Origin of the sequence: Streptococcus didelphis DSM 15616 (genome assembly GCF_000380005.1) — a bacterium.
Classification (GTDB): domain Bacteria; phylum Bacillota; class Bacilli; order Lactobacillales; family Streptococcaceae; genus Streptococcus; species Streptococcus didelphis.
Window position 1 is genome coordinate 308,809 of record NZ_KB904188.1, and the last position, 15,090, is coordinate 323,898.

General features: G+C 37.1%; 16 protein-coding genes. All 16 read left to right on the forward strand.

All coding sequences use genetic code 11. From position 1 onward, the window contains the following. The first annotated feature begins 23 nt into the window (after positions 1-23). A complete protein-coding gene (gene atpB / locus A3GU_RS0101615) occupies positions 24-737 on the forward strand; it encodes a F0F1 ATP synthase subunit A (RefSeq protein ID WP_018365791.1) in 714 nt (237 codons plus the stop codon). Positions 738-755: 18 nt separating this feature from the next. Beyond that, positions 756-1,253: a F0F1 ATP synthase subunit B gene (atpF, locus tag A3GU_RS0101620; RefSeq protein ID WP_018365792.1), complete on the forward strand. Its 498-nt coding sequence runs from the start codon at positions 756-758 to the stop codon at positions 1,251-1,253. Beyond that, positions 1,253-1,789, forward strand: coding sequence for a F0F1 ATP synthase subunit delta (locus tag A3GU_RS0101625; protein WP_018365793.1), 537 nt, complete (start codon positions 1,253-1,255; stop codon positions 1,787-1,789). Before atpF ends, A3GU_RS0101625 begins: the two co-directional genes overlap by 1 nt. 15 nt (positions 1,790-1,804) lie before the next feature. Further along, positions 1,805-3,310 carry a F0F1 ATP synthase subunit alpha gene (gene atpA / locus A3GU_RS0101630; protein ID WP_018365794.1) on the forward strand — a complete coding sequence of 502 codons (1,506 nt, stop codon included), beginning with the start codon at positions 1,805-1,807 and terminating at the stop codon, positions 3,308-3,310. An 18-nt stretch (positions 3,311-3,328) separates the two neighbouring features. After that, positions 3,329-4,204, forward strand: a complete 876-nt coding sequence (locus tag A3GU_RS0101635; RefSeq protein WP_018365795.1) for a F0F1 ATP synthase subunit gamma — start codon at positions 3,329-3,331, stop codon at positions 4,202-4,204. A 134-nt stretch (positions 4,205-4,338) separates the two neighbouring features. Beyond that, entirely contained in the window at positions 4,339-5,745 is a 1,407-nt protein-coding gene (gene atpD, locus A3GU_RS0101640) for a F0F1 ATP synthase subunit beta (RefSeq protein WP_018365796.1), read from the forward strand. A 12-nt stretch (positions 5,746-5,757) separates the two neighbouring features. Next, on the forward strand, positions 5,758-6,174 hold the full coding sequence (locus A3GU_RS0101645) for a F0F1 ATP synthase subunit epsilon (RefSeq protein ID WP_018365797.1): 417 nt from the start codon (positions 5,758-5,760) through the stop codon (positions 6,172-6,174). A 72-nt stretch (positions 6,175-6,246) separates the two neighbouring features. Continuing rightward, positions 6,247-6,480 carry a DUF1146 family protein gene (locus tag A3GU_RS0101650; RefSeq protein ID WP_026216408.1) on the forward strand — a complete coding sequence of 78 codons (234 nt, stop codon included), beginning with the start codon at positions 6,247-6,249 and terminating at the stop codon, positions 6,478-6,480. A gap of 66 nt (positions 6,481-6,546) precedes the next feature. After that, positions 6,547-7,818 (forward strand): UDP-N-acetylglucosamine 1-carboxyvinyltransferase, encoded by a 1,272-nt coding sequence (murA, locus tag A3GU_RS0101655; RefSeq protein ID WP_018365799.1) that lies wholly within the window; start codon positions 6,547-6,549, stop codon positions 7,816-7,818. A 3-nt stretch (positions 7,819-7,821) separates the two neighbouring features. Beyond that, a complete protein-coding gene (locus A3GU_RS0101660; RefSeq protein ID WP_018365800.1) occupies positions 7,822-8,010 on the forward strand; it encodes a DNA-directed RNA polymerase subunit beta in 189 nt (62 codons plus the stop codon). A gap of 30 nt (positions 8,011-8,040) precedes the next feature. Further along, entirely contained in the window at positions 8,041-8,901 is an 861-nt protein-coding gene (locus A3GU_RS0101665; protein ID WP_018365801.1) for a DNA/RNA non-specific endonuclease, read from the forward strand. A 291-nt stretch (positions 8,902-9,192) separates the two neighbouring features. Then, complete coding sequence (gene pheS / locus A3GU_RS0101670; RefSeq protein WP_018365802.1) at positions 9,193-10,236, forward strand: phenylalanine--tRNA ligase subunit alpha; 1,044 nt, start codon at positions 9,193-9,195, stop codon at positions 10,234-10,236. Positions 10,237-10,317: 81 nt separating this feature from the next. Beyond that, on the forward strand, positions 10,318-12,723 hold the full coding sequence (gene pheT, locus A3GU_RS0101675; protein WP_018365803.1) for a phenylalanine--tRNA ligase subunit beta: 2,406 nt from the start codon (positions 10,318-10,320) through the stop codon (positions 12,721-12,723). Positions 12,724-12,791: 68 nt separating this feature from the next. Next, positions 12,792-13,157, forward strand: a complete 366-nt coding sequence (locus A3GU_RS0101680) for an OsmC family protein (protein ID WP_018365804.1) — start codon at positions 12,792-12,794, stop codon at positions 13,155-13,157. 39 nt (positions 13,158-13,196) lie between these two features. After that, positions 13,197-14,273, forward strand: coding sequence for an ABC transporter permease (locus tag A3GU_RS0101685; RefSeq protein ID WP_018365805.1), 1,077 nt, complete (start codon positions 13,197-13,199; stop codon positions 14,271-14,273). 8 nt (positions 14,274-14,281) lie between these two features. Continuing rightward, a complete protein-coding gene (locus tag A3GU_RS0101690) occupies positions 14,282-14,956 on the forward strand; it encodes an ABC transporter ATP-binding protein (RefSeq protein WP_018365806.1) in 675 nt (224 codons plus the stop codon). Positions 14,957-15,090 lie beyond the last annotated feature (134 nt).

Genomic DNA, 15,090 nt, shown 5'->3' on the forward strand with positions numbered 1-15,090 from the left:
TTCATTAAGAAGGAGGGATAAGGTTGGAAAAACTTCAAAATCCAACGGTACAATTTCTTGGTATCCAGTTTGATTTAACTATCCTGATGATGTCTCTTTTAACCGTTTTAGTTGCCTTTATTTTTATCTTTTGGTCAAGTCGACATATGACGATAAAGCCTAAAGGCAAACAGAATATTATAGAGTGGCTTTTTGAATTTGTCCAAGGTATCACAAAACAAAGTTTGGGCAAATACAACAGTAACTATAGCCTCCTTACATTTAGTCTTTTCTTTTTCATTTTTGTAGCTAATAATATTGGCTTATTAACAACCCTAAAAGTAGGTGAATTCAACTATTGGACCTCACCTACAGCTAATGCAGCAGTCGATTTTGGGTTAGCCCTTATGGTTGCTATAATAGTCCATTTTGAAGGTATCCGAAAAGCTGGAATTAAAGAATATGTGAAAGAATATATTCAGCCAACCCCAGTTATGTTGCCAATGAACATTCTTGAAGAATTTACAAATATTATTTCTTTAACCTTACGTTTGTTTGGTAATATCTATGCTGGTGAAGTTGTCTTGAGTTTATTATTGCAGTTTGCGCATGTTAATTTCTTAACATTGCCTCTTGCATTCTTACTCACAATGCTTTGGATTGCCTTTTCAGCTTTCATTTCAGGGATACAAGCCTATGTTTTTGTTCTTTTAACATCAACTTACATAGGAAAAAAAGTGAATCATGAGAAAGAATAAGAAAGGAGACAATGAAAGATGTCATTACTATTAAATAGTACAAGTTTAGGCAATATTATTATTGTAACTGGTTCTTTTATCTTATTACTTGTTCTCATTAGAGTATTTGCATGGGAGCAGATTACAGGGATTTTTGCTGCTCGAGAAGTCAAAATTGCAAAAGATATTGATAGTGCTGAAAAAGCTCGTCAAGATGCAGAAACTCTTGCTCAAAAACGTGAAGATGAACTAACTGGTGCAAAACAAGAAGCAAGCCAAATCATTACAGGTGCAAAAGAAATCGGTCAAGCTCAAGGCGAAAAATTAATAGTAGAAGCTGCTGATGAAGCTAGTCGTTTGAAAGAAAAAGCGCAAGCAGATATTGTACAAAGCAAAACAGAGGCTATTTCTAGTGTAAAAGCAGAAATGTCCGATTTAACAGTTCTTTTAGCTGAAAAAATCATGAATACTCATCTAGATAAGGAAGCACAGAGCCAACTTATTGATAGTTATCTTAATGATTTAGGAGAAGCCTAATGACTAAAAAAGAAGAGGCTCTTGTAGAGCAATATGCTAAAAGCCTTGTTGAGGTTGCTCTTGAACATGATGTCATTAGTTCACTAAAGGCTGATACACTTGCCATCTTAGAAATATTTAAAGCAACAGAGCTTGAAAAAACCTTATCAAGTTTGGCAGTTACACGGTCTGAAAAAGCAAAGCTAGTAAGGCTGCTTAAGGATACTGATTCAGTATATATCAATAATTTTCTTGAAGTCATCATTCAAAACCAACGTGAGGAATTTTTATATCCAATCCTTCATAGCGTTTTAGAATTAGTGGCTCAAGTGACAAATCAATATGATGTTACAGTAACATCTGCAATTCCTCTAACAGAGGACCAAAAGGTTCGTGTACAGGCTCTTGTTACTAAAAAATTTGGGCTTAAAACAGATCAGTTGATTGAAGAGGTGGATGCTTCCATTATTGGAGGCTTTATCATTGAGGTTAATAATAAGATTATTGACGCGAGTCTTCGTCGACAATTACATGAATTTAAAAGGAAATTAATATAGAAAGTGGTGTGACTTTTGGCAATTAATGCACAAGAAATTAGCGCTTTAATTAAAAAGCAAATTGAGAACTTCCAGCCAAATTTCGATGTCACAGAAACTGGAGTCGTTACTTATATTGGTGACGGTATTGCTCGTGCTCGTGGGCTTGATAATGCTATGAGTGGAGAACTTCTTGAATTTTCAAATGGTGCTTTCGGTATGGCTCAAAACCTTGAGTCTAATGATGTCGGGATTATCATTTTAGGTGATTTTTCAACAATCCGTGAAGGTGATGTTGTTAAACGTACTGGGAAAATCATGGAAGTTCCAGTTGGTGAAGCTCTTATAGGACGTGTGGTAAATCCACTAGGACAAGCTGTAGACGGATTGGGAGATATTGCAACTACTGGTTTTAGGCCAGTTGAAACACCTGCTCCAGGTGTTATGCAACGTAAATCTGTGTCTGAACCCCTACAAACTGGTTTAAAGGCAATTGATGCTTTGGTTCCGATTGGCCGTGGTCAGCGGGAATTAATTATCGGGGACCGTCAGACAGGTAAAACATCTGTAGCAATTGATGCTATCTTGAACCAAAAAGGTCAGGATATGATTTGTATCTACGTTGCGATTGGTCAAAAAGAATCAACTGTACGTACACAGGTAGAAACCCTACGTAAGTATGGTGCTCTTGACTACACAATTGTAGTGACAGCATCAGCCTCACAACCTTCGCCTTTACTTTTCATTGCACCCTATGCTGGTGTAGCAATGGCAGAAGAGTTTATGTATCAGGGGAAACATGTCTTAATCGTATATGATGATTTATCTAAACAAGCTGTGGCTTATCGTGAATTATCCTTACTTTTACGTCGCCCGCCAGGCCGTGAAGCCTATCCAGGGGATGTTTTCTATTTACACAGTCGTTTGCTTGAGCGTTCAGCAAAAGTTTCAGATGACTTAGGTGGTGGCTCTATTACAGCCCTACCATTTATCGAAACACAAGCCGGAGACATTTCTGCTTATATTGCAACAAATGTTATTTCAATTACGGATGGTCAGATTTTCTTGCAAGAGGACCTCTTTAATTCAGGGATTCGCCCAGCTATTGATGCAGGTTCATCAGTTTCTCGTGTTGGGGGCTCTGCTCAAATTAAAGCAATGAAAAAAGTTGCTGGTACTTTACGTTTAGACTTAGCTTCTTACCGTGAACTTGAGGCCTTTACTCAGTTCGGTTCTGATTTGGATGCTGCTACGCAATCAAAACTCAATCGTGGTCGTCGTACCGTTGAGATTTTAAAACAGCCACTGCATAAACCACTTCCTGTTGAAAAACAAGTTGTCATTCTTTATGCTCTTACCCATGGTTTCTTGGATGATGTTCCTGTCAACGATATCTTAGCATTTGAAGAAGCATTATATGACTACTTTGATTTGCATTATGACAACTTATTTGAAACGATTCGTGAGACAAAAGATCTTCCTGATGAAACAGAACTTGATAATGCTATTAAAGCATTTAAAGATCAAGCTAACTTTAAATAAGAGTGGGAGGATACTAGTATGGCAGGTTCACTAAGTGAAATTAAAACAAAGATTATTTCAACTGAGAAAACAAGTAAAATAACTAGTGCCATGCGGATGGTTTCTTCATCTAAACTTGTAAAATCTGAGCAAGCTGCTCGTGATTTTCAAATTTATGCTTCAAAGATTCGTCAAATAACAACTGACTTCTTGAAATCAGAATTAACACTAGGTTCTGCTAATCCTATGTTGGCTGCGAGACCTGTTAAGAAGACTGGCTATATTGTCATTACTTCGGATAAGGGTCTTGTAGGTGGCTATAATTCAAAGATTTTAAAGTCAGTTATGGAAATGATTGAAGAATATCATAGTAGTGGTGATTATTCTATTATCTCAATTGGTAGTGTCGGTTCTGATTTCTTTAAAGCTCGTGGGATGAATGTTTCCTTTGAATTAAGAGGTTTAGCTGATCAACCAAGTTTTGAAGAAGTAGGAAAAATCATCTCTAAATCTGTTGATATGTTTCAAAATGAAATTTTTGATGAATTATATGTTTGCTATAATCATCATATTAATAGCCTAACCAGTCAAATTCGTGTGCAACAGATGTTACCTATCTCTGATTTAGTAGCTGAAGAAGCTGCTGATGAGGGTGTAGGAGGCTTTGAATTAGAATCAGGCCGTGACATAATCTTAGAACAGCTTTTACCACAATTTACTGAAAGTTTGATTTTTGGGGCTATTATTGATGCTAAAACAGCAGAACATGCGGCAGGTATGACTGCTATGCAAACAGCAACAGATAATGCTAAAAATGTTATTAATGATTTAACCATTCAGTATAATCGTGCTCGTCAAGCTGCAATTACTCAGGAAATAACAGAGATTGTAGCTGGTGCGAATGCTTTAGACTAAAGTTAAGGTAAGCATAAATACAGATGTTACTAGTTACTATTTATCAATGAGCAGTAAATTGATAAAACCATTTAAAAGCAATACCTATCTAAAAGAGACGGGATAAGCTTTTGTCGAAATATAAGGAGAAATAAATGAGCTCAGGCAAAATTGCTCAGGTTGTTGGTCCAGTTGTTGATGTTTTGTTTGCAAATGGCGAAAAATTACCAGAGATTAATAATGCATTGATAGTTTATAAAGATAACGATAAGAAACAAAAAGTCGTTCTCGAAGTTGCTCTTGAACTTGGAGATGGACTAGTTCGTACAATCGCTATGGAATCAACTGATGGGCTTACTCGTGGATTGGAAGTTTTAGATACTGGTCGTTCTATTAGTGTACCAGTAGGTAAAGAAACTTTGGGACGTGTTTTCAATGTACTTGGGGAAACCATTGATTTGGAAGAACCATTTCCAGAAGATGCCAAACGTCAACCGATCCATAAAAAAGCACCCACTTTTGATGAATTATCAACATCATCAGAAATACTTGAAACTGGAATTAAGGTTATTGACCTGCTTGCACCCTATTTAAAAGGTGGAAAAGTTGGACTTTTCGGAGGTGCAGGTGTTGGTAAAACAGTCCTTATCCAAGAATTAATTCACAACATTGCTCAAGAACATGGTGGAATTTCAGTCTTTACAGGTGTTGGAGAGCGTACACGTGAAGGAAACGACCTTTATTGGGAAATGAAAGAATCAGGCGTTATTGAAAAAACAGCCATGGTTTTTGGGCAAATGAATGAACCTCCTGGAGCACGTATGCGTGTTGCTCTTACTGGACTTACTATTGCTGAATATTTCCGTGATGTCGAAGGGCAAGACGTGCTTCTTTTTATTGATAATATTTTCCGTTTCACCCAAGCAGGTTCTGAAGTTTCAGCTCTTCTTGGACGTATGCCTTCTGCAGTTGGGTATCAACCTACCTTGGCTACAGAAATGGGACAATTACAAGAACGTATCACCTCTACTCAAAAGGGTTCTGTTACCTCTATCCAAGCTATCTACGTGCCTGCAGATGACTATACTGACCCAGCGCCAGCTACAGCCTTTGCCCACTTAGATTCAACAACTAACTTGGAACGTAAGTTAACTCAAATGGGTATTTATCCTGCGGTTGACCCGCTTGCTTCTAGTTCACGTGCCCTCTCACCCGAGATTGTTGGAGAAGAACACTATGCTGTTGCGACCGAAGTACAACGTGTTTTACAACGCTACCGTGAATTACAAGATATCATTGCCATCTTAGGTATGGATGAATTATCAGATGATGAAAAAACCTTGGTTGGTCGTGCGCGCCGCATTCAGTTCTTCTTATCTCAGAATTTCAATGTTGCTGAACAGTTTACAGGGCTTCCTGGTTCATATGTTCCAGTTGCTGATACTGTTCGTGGTTTTAAAGAAATTCTTGATGGTAAATATGATAAGATTCCAGAAGATGCTTTCCGTTCAGTTGGACCAATTGAGGATGTTCTTGAAAAAGCTAAAAAAATGGGATATTAGTGAGGTGCAACAATGACACAAATGACTGTTCAAGTTGTAACGCCAGATGGTATTAAGTATGATCATCATGCTAAATATATTTCAGTTAAGACACCCGATGGTGAAATTGGTATTTTACCAAATCACATTAATTTAATTGCTCCTCTTGTTATCCATGAAATGAAAATTCGTCGTATTGATGATGACAACCATGTGGATTGGATTGCGATTAATGGTGGCATAATGGAAGTAAAAGATAATCTTGTTACGATTGTGGCTGATTCTGCCGAACGCTCACGTGATATTGACGTTAGCAGAGCGCAGAGAGCTAAGTTACGAGCAGAGCATGAAATTGAAGTTGCACAAACAACTCACAATATTGATGAAGTCCAAAGAGCCAAGGTAGCTCTAAGACGTGCCTTAAATCGTATCAATGTAGGAAAAAAATAGACTCTTTAGGGAGCCTGTTTTTTATTTAAATAAATGATTCTCCAAATTGGAGACTTTTGCTATAATGGTCTTATGGAATATATCAGAAATTTATTAAGTTTTGTCAGTCATTTAGTTTTTATAGGCATTAGTTACCAACTTTTAATCAGTATCTTTGACTGGTCAAAATTAAGGAAAAGTAGTAGTGATAATTTGGGCAAGGTTAAGCTTTTTGTCTTTTTTCTTGCCATTATAATGGGATTTCTTGTTAGTCATTTTATGCTGGAATTAATCCAAATTAGTCAAAATCTGTTATGGGTAGCTTAGTTAGGTTTGAAAGATGAAAATATGATATAATTTTACTATTATTAGTCAAAAGAAATGGAGAGAGTCGTGGATAAAATTATTATCGAAGGTGGTAATACAAAATTAGAGGGAGAGGTTGTTATTGAAGGGGCAAAAAATGCTGTTTTACCTTTATTAGCAGCGACTATTTTACCTTCAGAAGGAAAAACAGTCTTACGAAATGTGCCTATTCTTTCAGATGTTTATACTATGAATAATGTTGTTCGTGGCTTAAATATTCAAGTTGATTTTGATGAAGACAATAAAGAAATAACTATTGATGCTTCTGGGGATATCTTGGATGTTGCCCCTTATGATTATGTTAGTCAAATGCGTGCTTCAATTGTGGTACTAGGTCCTATTTTAGCTCGAAATGGTCATGCAAAGGTTTCCATGCCAGGAGGCTGTACTATTGGAAGTCGTCCTATTGACCTCCATCTTAAAGGCTTAGAGGCTATGGGCGCAAGCATTACCCAAAATAGTGGGGATATTACAGCGAAAGCTGATCGCCTAAAAGGGGCTAATATTTATATGGACTTTCCCTCAGTAGGAGCTACTCAGAACCTCATGATGGCAGCTACTTTAGCAGAAGGTACAACTGTTATTGAAAATGCTGCCAGAGAGCCTGAAATTGTTGATTTAGCTCAATTACTTAATAAAATGGGAGCAAAGGTTAGAGGGGCTGGAACGGAAACCCTAACGATCAAGGGAGTAACCCACTTAAAAGGGGTTGATCATGATGTGGTTCAAGATAGAATTGAAGCAGGTACCTTCATGGTAGCCGCAGCTATGACATCAGGAAATTTACTCATTAAAGATGCTGTCTGGGAACATAATAGACCACTTATTTCTAAACTTATGGAGATGGGAGTTATTATTACAGAAGAAGATGCAGGCATTCGTGTTCAAGCAGATACTAGCACATTAAAACCTGTTACCGTAAAAACCCTACCTCATCCAGGCTTCCCAACAGATATGCAGGCTCAGTTTACCTCCTTAATGGCTGTGGTAAAGGGTGAGTCAACCATGATTGAAACTGTTTTTGAAAATCGTTTCCAACATTTGGAAGAAATGCGTAGGATGGGCTTACAAACTGAAATTTTGCGTGATACAGCTATGATTCATGGAGGTAAGGAATTACAGGGAGCACCTGTTATGTCAACGGATTTACGTGCAAGTGCAGCATTGATTCTTAGTGGCATGGTTGCAAAGGGAAAAACAACCGTAACCAAATTAAGCCATTTGGATAGAGGATACTATCAATTTCATAAAAAATTAGCAAAACTGGGAGCAAATATCGAACGTATAAGTGAGGACTAATTGATGACAAGTAGATGGAAATATGTGGCTAAACAATTAGCGCTCATTATCATAATAGCCCTATTAGCTTGTCTGTTTTTAGCAATAGGCTTAATGATTGGCTATAGTCTTATTGGAGATGGACATAAACCCTTATCAATCCTATCTTTAGACAAATGGTCAGAATTATTTAACAAATTTACAGGAAAGTAGGCCTTGCCTGCTTTTTTTATAAGGAGGAATATGGGAAAAAGGAAAAGACCAGCCAGTCGTTTGAATTTATTTTTAACTAGTTTACTCATACTAGCTTTTACTTATCTTGGTCAAAGTGATTACCTTCCAAAGGATCATCCACTTAGAGACTTCTATCAGACAGTCAGAAATGGTAAAAGTCCTAGAGATGCTCTTCAAGAAAGGCCAAGTAAAGAGCTAGCCTCTTCTGTTTTGACTGCTGATGTAAAAAAGCAATTAGGAAGTCAGATAGAATGGAATGGAGCTGGAGCATTTATTATCAATGGAAATAAGAGCTCTTTAAATGCTAAGGTAAGAAGCCTTGCCTATGCTCATAATGAAACCAAGCATGTGAATGATCAACTCCTTCCTACCATAGCTAATGCCTTACTTGATAAAACAACAAGACAATACCAAAAGCGTCATCAAACTGGTAATGGCTACAGTTCCTGGCAGCCGCCAGGCTGGCATCAAGTCCATGGTCTAGAAGGTAGATATAAACATGCTGTTGACCGAGGGCATTTACTAGGCTATGCCCTTATTGGTGGCTTAAAAAACTATGATGCCTCAACAAGTAATCCAGCTAACATTGCCACCCAATTAGCCTGGGCTAATCAGGCTAGTGATGCCAGTTCAACAGGGCAAAATTACTATGAAAAGCTAGTTAGACAAGCCTTGGATAAGAATAAGAGGGTCAGATATCGTGTCAGTCTTATTTATGAAGGAAATAACCTTGTAGCAAGTGGCAGTCACTTAGAAGCAAAATCATCAGATGGTAGTTTAGAGTTTAATGTATTTGTCCCCAATGTCCAAAAAGGCTTGCAGGTTAATTATCAAACTGGCCAGATTAAGGTCGACCATGTAGGAAAATAGCAGAGCTTCTATGAAAAACTTAGCCATTGTCAGTTTCAGTATTTTCTGGTAGAATAAGGTTAATTGAATAGAAGTCAATGAGACTAGTATTAACAGGGAAGTTACCAGGGAGTGAGGGCCATAGACTGCAAGCCTTCTTAATGAAACTGTTAAGAATTCACTCATAGATGACTTAAAATTAAGGTCTGATCTTATCAGATAAAAACGGATGGTACCGCGTGTCAACGCTCCGCAATTGTGTGGGGTATTGGCACTTTTTTTATCTATTAGGTTAAATAAGAAGGGGATATAATGGATTTACAAACACAACTAGAAGAACTAAAAAATAAAACACTTGATCAATTAAAGGGCTTTCAGGGCAATCAGTCTAAAGAATTACAAGACTTAAAGGTATCTGTCTTAGGTAAAAAAGGCAGCCTGACAGAATTATTGAAGGGCTTAAAAGAATTATCAGCTACAGAGCGTCCACTTGTTGGTAAGCAGGTTAACAGGATTCGTGATATTTTAACAGAGGCCTTTGAAGAACAGGCAAAGATTGTTGAAGAAGCAAAAATTCAGGCTCAGCTTGATTCAGAAAGCATTGATGTTACCTTACCAGGTAAAAAAGTAGCCTTGGGTAATCGTCATGTTTTGACCCAAACCAGTGAAGAAATTGAAGATATTTTCTTAGGTATGGGATTTCAGATTATAGATGGCTTTGAAGTCGAAAAAGATTATTATAATTTTGAAAGAATGAATCTCCCTAAGGACCATCCAGCCCGTGATATGCAAGATACCTTTTATATTACAAATGAGATTCTTTTGCGCACACATACTAGTCCAGTACAGGCGCGTACTTTGGACCAGCATGATTTTTCAAAAGGCCCTCTTAAAATGGTGTCACCAGGCCGTGTATTTCGTAGGGATACAGATGACGCCACTCATTCCCACCAATTCCATCAAATAGAAGGTTTGGTCGTTGGAAAAAATATTTCTATGGGGGATCTCAAAGGTACCCTTGAGCTAATTATCAAGAAGATGTTTGGAGAAGAAAGAAAAATTCGTCTACGTCCATCTTATTTCCCCTTCACAGAACCTTCTGTTGAAGTTGATGTTTCCTGCTTTAAATGTGGTGGAAAAGGCTGTAACGTCTGTAAGAAGACAGGCTGGATTGAAATTTTGGGTGCCGGAATGGTTCATCCAAGAGTTCTTGAAATGTCAGGTGTTGATTCAGAAGTTTATTCAGGTTTTGCCTTTGGTTTAGGTCAAGAAAGAATTGCCATGCTACGTTATGGTATTAATGATATTCGTGGATTCTATCAGGGTGATAGCCGTTTTTCACAACAATTTAAATAAAAAGTCTCCTCAAGTATCTGCATAAGCTTTTTAAATAAATAAAGCAATAAAGACGCCTAGAATATAGAAAGAAAGTGAAGTATGTTAGTATCTTATAAATGGTTAAAAGAATTAGTTGATATTGATGTTAGTCCAGCTCAATTAGCTGAGAAAATGTCTACAACTGGTATTGAAGTTGAAGGAGTGAAAATTCCCTCTGAGGGCCTTTCTAAATTAGTAGTTGGGCATATTTTATCCTGTGAGGATGTGCCAGAAACCCATCTTCATCTCTGTCAGGTGGATACAGGGGATGACAGCCCACGTCAAATTGTTTGTGGGGCGCCAAATGTTAAGGCAGGAATTAAGGTCATTGTGGCTATTCCTGGGGCTCGTATAGCTGATAATTATAAAATCAAAAAAGGCAAGATTCGTGGAATGGAATCTCTAGGCATGATTTGTTCATTAGAAGAGCTTGGTCTTTCTGACGCCATTATTCCCAAAGAATTTTCTGAAGGCATACAGATTTTACCAGATTATGCTAAACCCGGAGATAGTATCTTTTCTTATTTAGACTTGGATGATTCTATTATTGAGTTGTCTATTACGCCAAATAGAGCTGATGCCCTATCTATGCGTGGGGTAGCTTATGAAGTAGCTGCTATTTATGGTAAGTCTGTTCATTTCCCTGAAAAAATCCTCAATGAAAGTGACGAGGCTGCAAGTGAGCACTTGGAAGTGGCTATTGAATCAGACAAGGTCTTAACCTATGCTAGTCGGGTGGTAGAAAATGTGACCATTCAATCGAGTCCTCAGTGGTTACAGAACCTTTTAATGAATGCTGGAATTCGTCCTACCAATAATGTGGTCGATGTTACCAATTATGTCTTACTTTATTTTGGTCAGCCAATGCATGCTTTTGACCTAGATAAATTTGAAGCCAATAAGATTGTAGCACGTCAAGCACGCGCTGGTGAGCGGCTTGTAACCTTAGACGGTGTTGAAAGAGACCTTATTCCAGAAGACCTGGTTATTTCTGTTAATGATAAAGCAGTAGCTTTAGCCGGTATTATGGGAGGTAAAGAAACAGAAATTGATAAGAATTCCCAAAGGGTGGTTCTAGAAGCAGCTGTCTTTGATGGAAAAGTTATCCGTAAAACAAGTAGTCGCTTAAACTTACGTTCTGAAAGTTCATCACGCTTTGAAAAAGGTATTAACTATGACACTGTTTTGCAAGCCTTAGACTTTGCTGCAGCTATGCTAGCAGAATTAGCACAAGGTCAGGTTCTTGCAGGTAGCCTACAGGCTGGTCAAGTTCCTCATGAAGCAGTTAAAGTAACAACAAGTCTAGACTATGTGAATGTACGTTTGGGAACAAGTTTAGCTTATTCAGATATTGAAACTATCTTTGCTAGATTAGACTTTGAAATTCTGGGAAATGCAGAAGAATTTACCGTTTCAGTTCCAAGACGCCGTTGGGATATTACCATTCAAGCTGACTTAGTAGAAGAAATTGCGCGTATCTATGGTTATGATAAGTTGCCAACAAGTCTCCCAGAAGCAGGTGGAACAGCAGGTGAATTAACAAGTACCCAAGTTCTAAGACGTAAAATGAGAACCATTGCTGAGGGTTCAGGTTTAACAGAAATTATTTCTTATGCCCTAACAAGACCTGACAAGGCTATTGAATTTGCACTTGAAGCCAGCCATTTAACAGAGTTAATGTGGCCTATGTCTAATGAACATTCTGTGCTACGCCAAAATATGGTATCAGGTATGCTAGATATCATTGCCTATAATGTGGCCAGAAAAAATACAGATTTAGCGCTCTATGAAATCGGAAAAATCTTTAAGCAAGAAGGTAATCCTAAAGAGGATTTGCCAGAAGAAATAGATACATTTGCATTTGTCATTACAGGACTGGTTGCAGAAAAAGACTATCAGACAAAGGCGACAGCTGTTGATTTCTTTTATGCTAAAGGTATTCTAGAAGCCCTCTTTTCTAAACTTGATTTACAGGTAAGCTTTGTAGCTGAAAAGGAAATGCCAAGTATGCATCCAGGACGTACAGCCCGTATTCTTTTGGAGGGGGAAACAATTGGCTTTGTTGGTCAGGTTCATCCCCAAACAGCTAAGCATTATAATATTCCAGAAACCTATGTAGCGGAGCTGAATATACTAGCTATAGAAGCAAAAATAAAAGCTTTGGAAGCCTTTGTAGACATTTCAAAAGTACCGGCAGTTTCTCGTGATATAGCCCTTCTTGTATCAGAAAATGTCAGTCATCAGGATATTCTGGATAGTCTTGAGTCAGCTGCTATTAAATACTTAAGTTCTGTTAAGTTATTTGATGTCTATGCTGGTGCTAACATTGAAAAAGGTAAAAAATCAATGGCCTACAGTTTAACCTTCCAAAATCCTAAGGATAGTTTAAGAGATGAGGAAGTAGCAAAATACATGGAAAAAATTACCAAGGCTCTGGTTGAAAGACTAGATGCTCAAGTAAGATAATGATAAGAGGAGTTCTTTTGATTAAGGAACTCTTTTTGCTATAATGGTAGTCAAAAGGGGGTATGAGGATGTACGAAACAGAATTAAGTAGCCAAAAAGTCTATTATACAAAGTCAAAGGGCTATGGTGATCCTATTGAACTATATGGTTATACAAAAGATGGCGAAACTCCAATGAGTCTTTTAAACATGTCACTAGCATCATGTGTTTCCATGTGTGTTCAGTCTTATTATTTTAAGAAATTTAAGAAAGACTCTATTGATTTAAAGACCTATGCCAAATATGATGACAGAAAATTTTTAATAGATATTAGCTTATCTGAAACTCTTGATAAAAAAAGAGAAGACGATTTAAGAGCATTTGTATTTGATTATTGTCGTGTTAGTAAGTTATTGGCAAAAGATGTGGAGATTGTGATTAACTTTAACTCATAACCTAGTACCACCAAGGCTCACAAAATAAAAGGAGAAGACATGTTCCTAGCTATAAATGAAATGAAGGAAGCAAAAGTAAGGTACAGTCTGATTGCTTTTTTACTGCTTTTGGTTGCTTATCTGATGTTTTTCTTATCGGGCTTATCCTATGGCTTGATTGAAGAGAACAAATCAGCTATAGATTTGTGGAAGGCCGATACCGTTTTACTTTCCAAAGAAGCAAATGGTACCTTAAACTTTTCCAATCTAAGGCTAGATGCTAAAGAGTCTATTAAAGCTGATAAGGTTGCAGCTTTAGCTCAGTTAAATACTGTTGTTTGGACAAAAGCACATCCTAAAGAAAAGGACAAGGAAAAAGTAAGCTTTTTTGGAATAGAGGCTGAGCAATTTCTAATGCCTAAGATTATTAAGGGAAGACCATTTAAAGAGGCTAGAGAAGTCCTCATTGACCAATCCTTAGCAGATAAAAATGGTTTTGAGCTTGGTGATAGTTTAAAAATAGCCAATAGTGACAAGGAATATAAGATTGTTGGAATAAGCCAAAAAGCTAGCTTTAATGTGGCTCCTGTTATTTATACCTCTTTGGATAGCTTTCAGGAACTCAGATCAAATACTAGTAAGCCCAGTAAAGAAAAACTTGTCAATGCTTTTATTATCAGAGGAAACTTAGATAAATATGAAGACAAAGACTTTCAAAAACTTACTATGACATCTTTTATCAATAAACTTCCAGGCTACAGTGCTCAAATTGCAACCTTTGCTTTTATGATTGGCTTTTTAGTACTGATTTCAGCTATTATTATTGGTATTTTTATGTATGTCTTAACCATTCAAAAAGCACCTGTTTTTGGTATTATGAAGGCACAAGGGATTTCTAATAAGATTATCTCAACTGCAGTTCTTGGACAAACACTCCTTTTAAGTCTCTTGGGAAGTACTATGGGACTACTGTTAACTTGGTTAACTTCTTTACTATTGCCTACTAATGTTCCCTTTTTAGGAAATCCCTTCTTTTATCTAGTGATTTTTCTTAGTCTCATTGTTTTTGCCCTATTAGGCACTCTCTTTTCTGTCCTTGTTATCATAAGGATAGATCCTTTAAAAGTAATAGCATAGGAGCACTAATGGTAGTTTTAGAATTTAAAAACGTAAGTAAATCCTTTCAAGATGGTTCTTCCACTATTAAGGCCCTAAAAGAGACCAATTTAAAGATAGAAGAAGGCCAGTTTGTAGCTATTATAGGTCCTTCAGGGTCAGGAAAATCGACCTTTTTAACCATAGCAGGAGGCCTGCAGAGTCCGAGTAAGGGTCAGGTTTTTATCAATGGCAATGATTTTACCAAACTCTCAGAGAAAGAAAGATCAGGGTTAAGGTTTACAGATATTGGTTTTATTTTACAGGCTTCTAATCTAATCCCTTTTCTAAGAGTTCAGCAACAATTAGAACTTGTTGATAGATTAAATCATCAAAAAAGAGAAGAAAAACAAGAAAAACTCTTTAAAGATTTAGGAATCTGGCACTTAAGAAATAAACTTCCAAAAGACTTATCAGGAGGAGAACGTCAGCGTTTAGCTATTGCACGTGCTCTTTATAATGAACCAGCTTTAGTCCTAGCAGATGAACCAACTGCTAGCTTAGATACAGAAAAAGCTTATGAGGTTGTAGCTGTTCTGGCTAAAGAATGTAAGGAAAAGAAAAAAACAATTATTATGGTTACCCATGATACTCGTATGACTGAACATTGTGATGCTATCTATAAAATGGAAGATGGCTGCTTAAAAAAAGTAGAAACTAAATAATCTGATATAATTGGTAATAAATGATTGGTAAAAAAGTCTCAAAGGCTGGAACTTAGAGTTCTAGTCTTTTAAAGACCAGTTTTATCAAATAGTATAAGCTATGCTCTTAATTACTAATTTGGGAATCAGTTTAA

What these genes read in the sequence shown, in the direction of transcription:
- atpF (WP_018365792.1), top strand. Translation starts at nt 756, where the DNA reads ATGTCATTACTATTAAATAGTACAAGTTTAGGCAATATTATTATTGTA.
- A3GU_RS0101625 (WP_018365793.1), top strand. Translation starts at nt 1,253, where the DNA reads ATGACTAAAAAAGAAGAGGCTCTTGTAGAGCAATATGCTAAAAGCCTT.
- A3GU_RS0101635 (WP_018365795.1), top strand. Translation starts at nt 3,329, where the DNA reads ATGGCAGGTTCACTAAGTGAAATTAAAACAAAGATTATTTCAACTGAG.
- atpD (WP_018365796.1), top strand. Translation starts at nt 4,339, where the DNA reads ATGAGCTCAGGCAAAATTGCTCAGGTTGTTGGTCCAGTTGTTGATGTT.
- A3GU_RS0101645 (WP_018365797.1), top strand. Translation starts at nt 5,758, where the DNA reads ATGACACAAATGACTGTTCAAGTTGTAACGCCAGATGGTATTAAGTAT.
- A3GU_RS0101650 (WP_026216408.1), top strand. Translation starts at nt 6,247, where the DNA reads ATGGAATATATCAGAAATTTATTAAGTTTTGTCAGTCATTTAGTTTTT.
- A3GU_RS0101660 (WP_018365800.1), top strand. Translation starts at nt 7,822, where the DNA reads ATGACAAGTAGATGGAAATATGTGGCTAAACAATTAGCGCTCATTATC.
- A3GU_RS0101665 (WP_018365801.1), top strand. Translation starts at nt 8,041, where the DNA reads ATGGGAAAAAGGAAAAGACCAGCCAGTCGTTTGAATTTATTTTTAACT.
- pheS (WP_018365802.1), top strand. Translation starts at nt 9,193, where the DNA reads ATGGATTTACAAACACAACTAGAAGAACTAAAAAATAAAACACTTGAT.
- pheT (WP_018365803.1), top strand. Translation starts at nt 10,318, where the DNA reads ATGTTAGTATCTTATAAATGGTTAAAAGAATTAGTTGATATTGATGTT.
- A3GU_RS0101680 (WP_018365804.1), top strand. Translation starts at nt 12,792, where the DNA reads ATGTACGAAACAGAATTAAGTAGCCAAAAAGTCTATTATACAAAGTCA.
- A3GU_RS0101685 (WP_018365805.1), top strand. Translation starts at nt 13,197, where the DNA reads ATGTTCCTAGCTATAAATGAAATGAAGGAAGCAAAAGTAAGGTACAGT.
- A3GU_RS0101690 (WP_018365806.1), top strand. Translation starts at nt 14,282, where the DNA reads ATGGTAGTTTTAGAATTTAAAAACGTAAGTAAATCCTTTCAAGATGGT.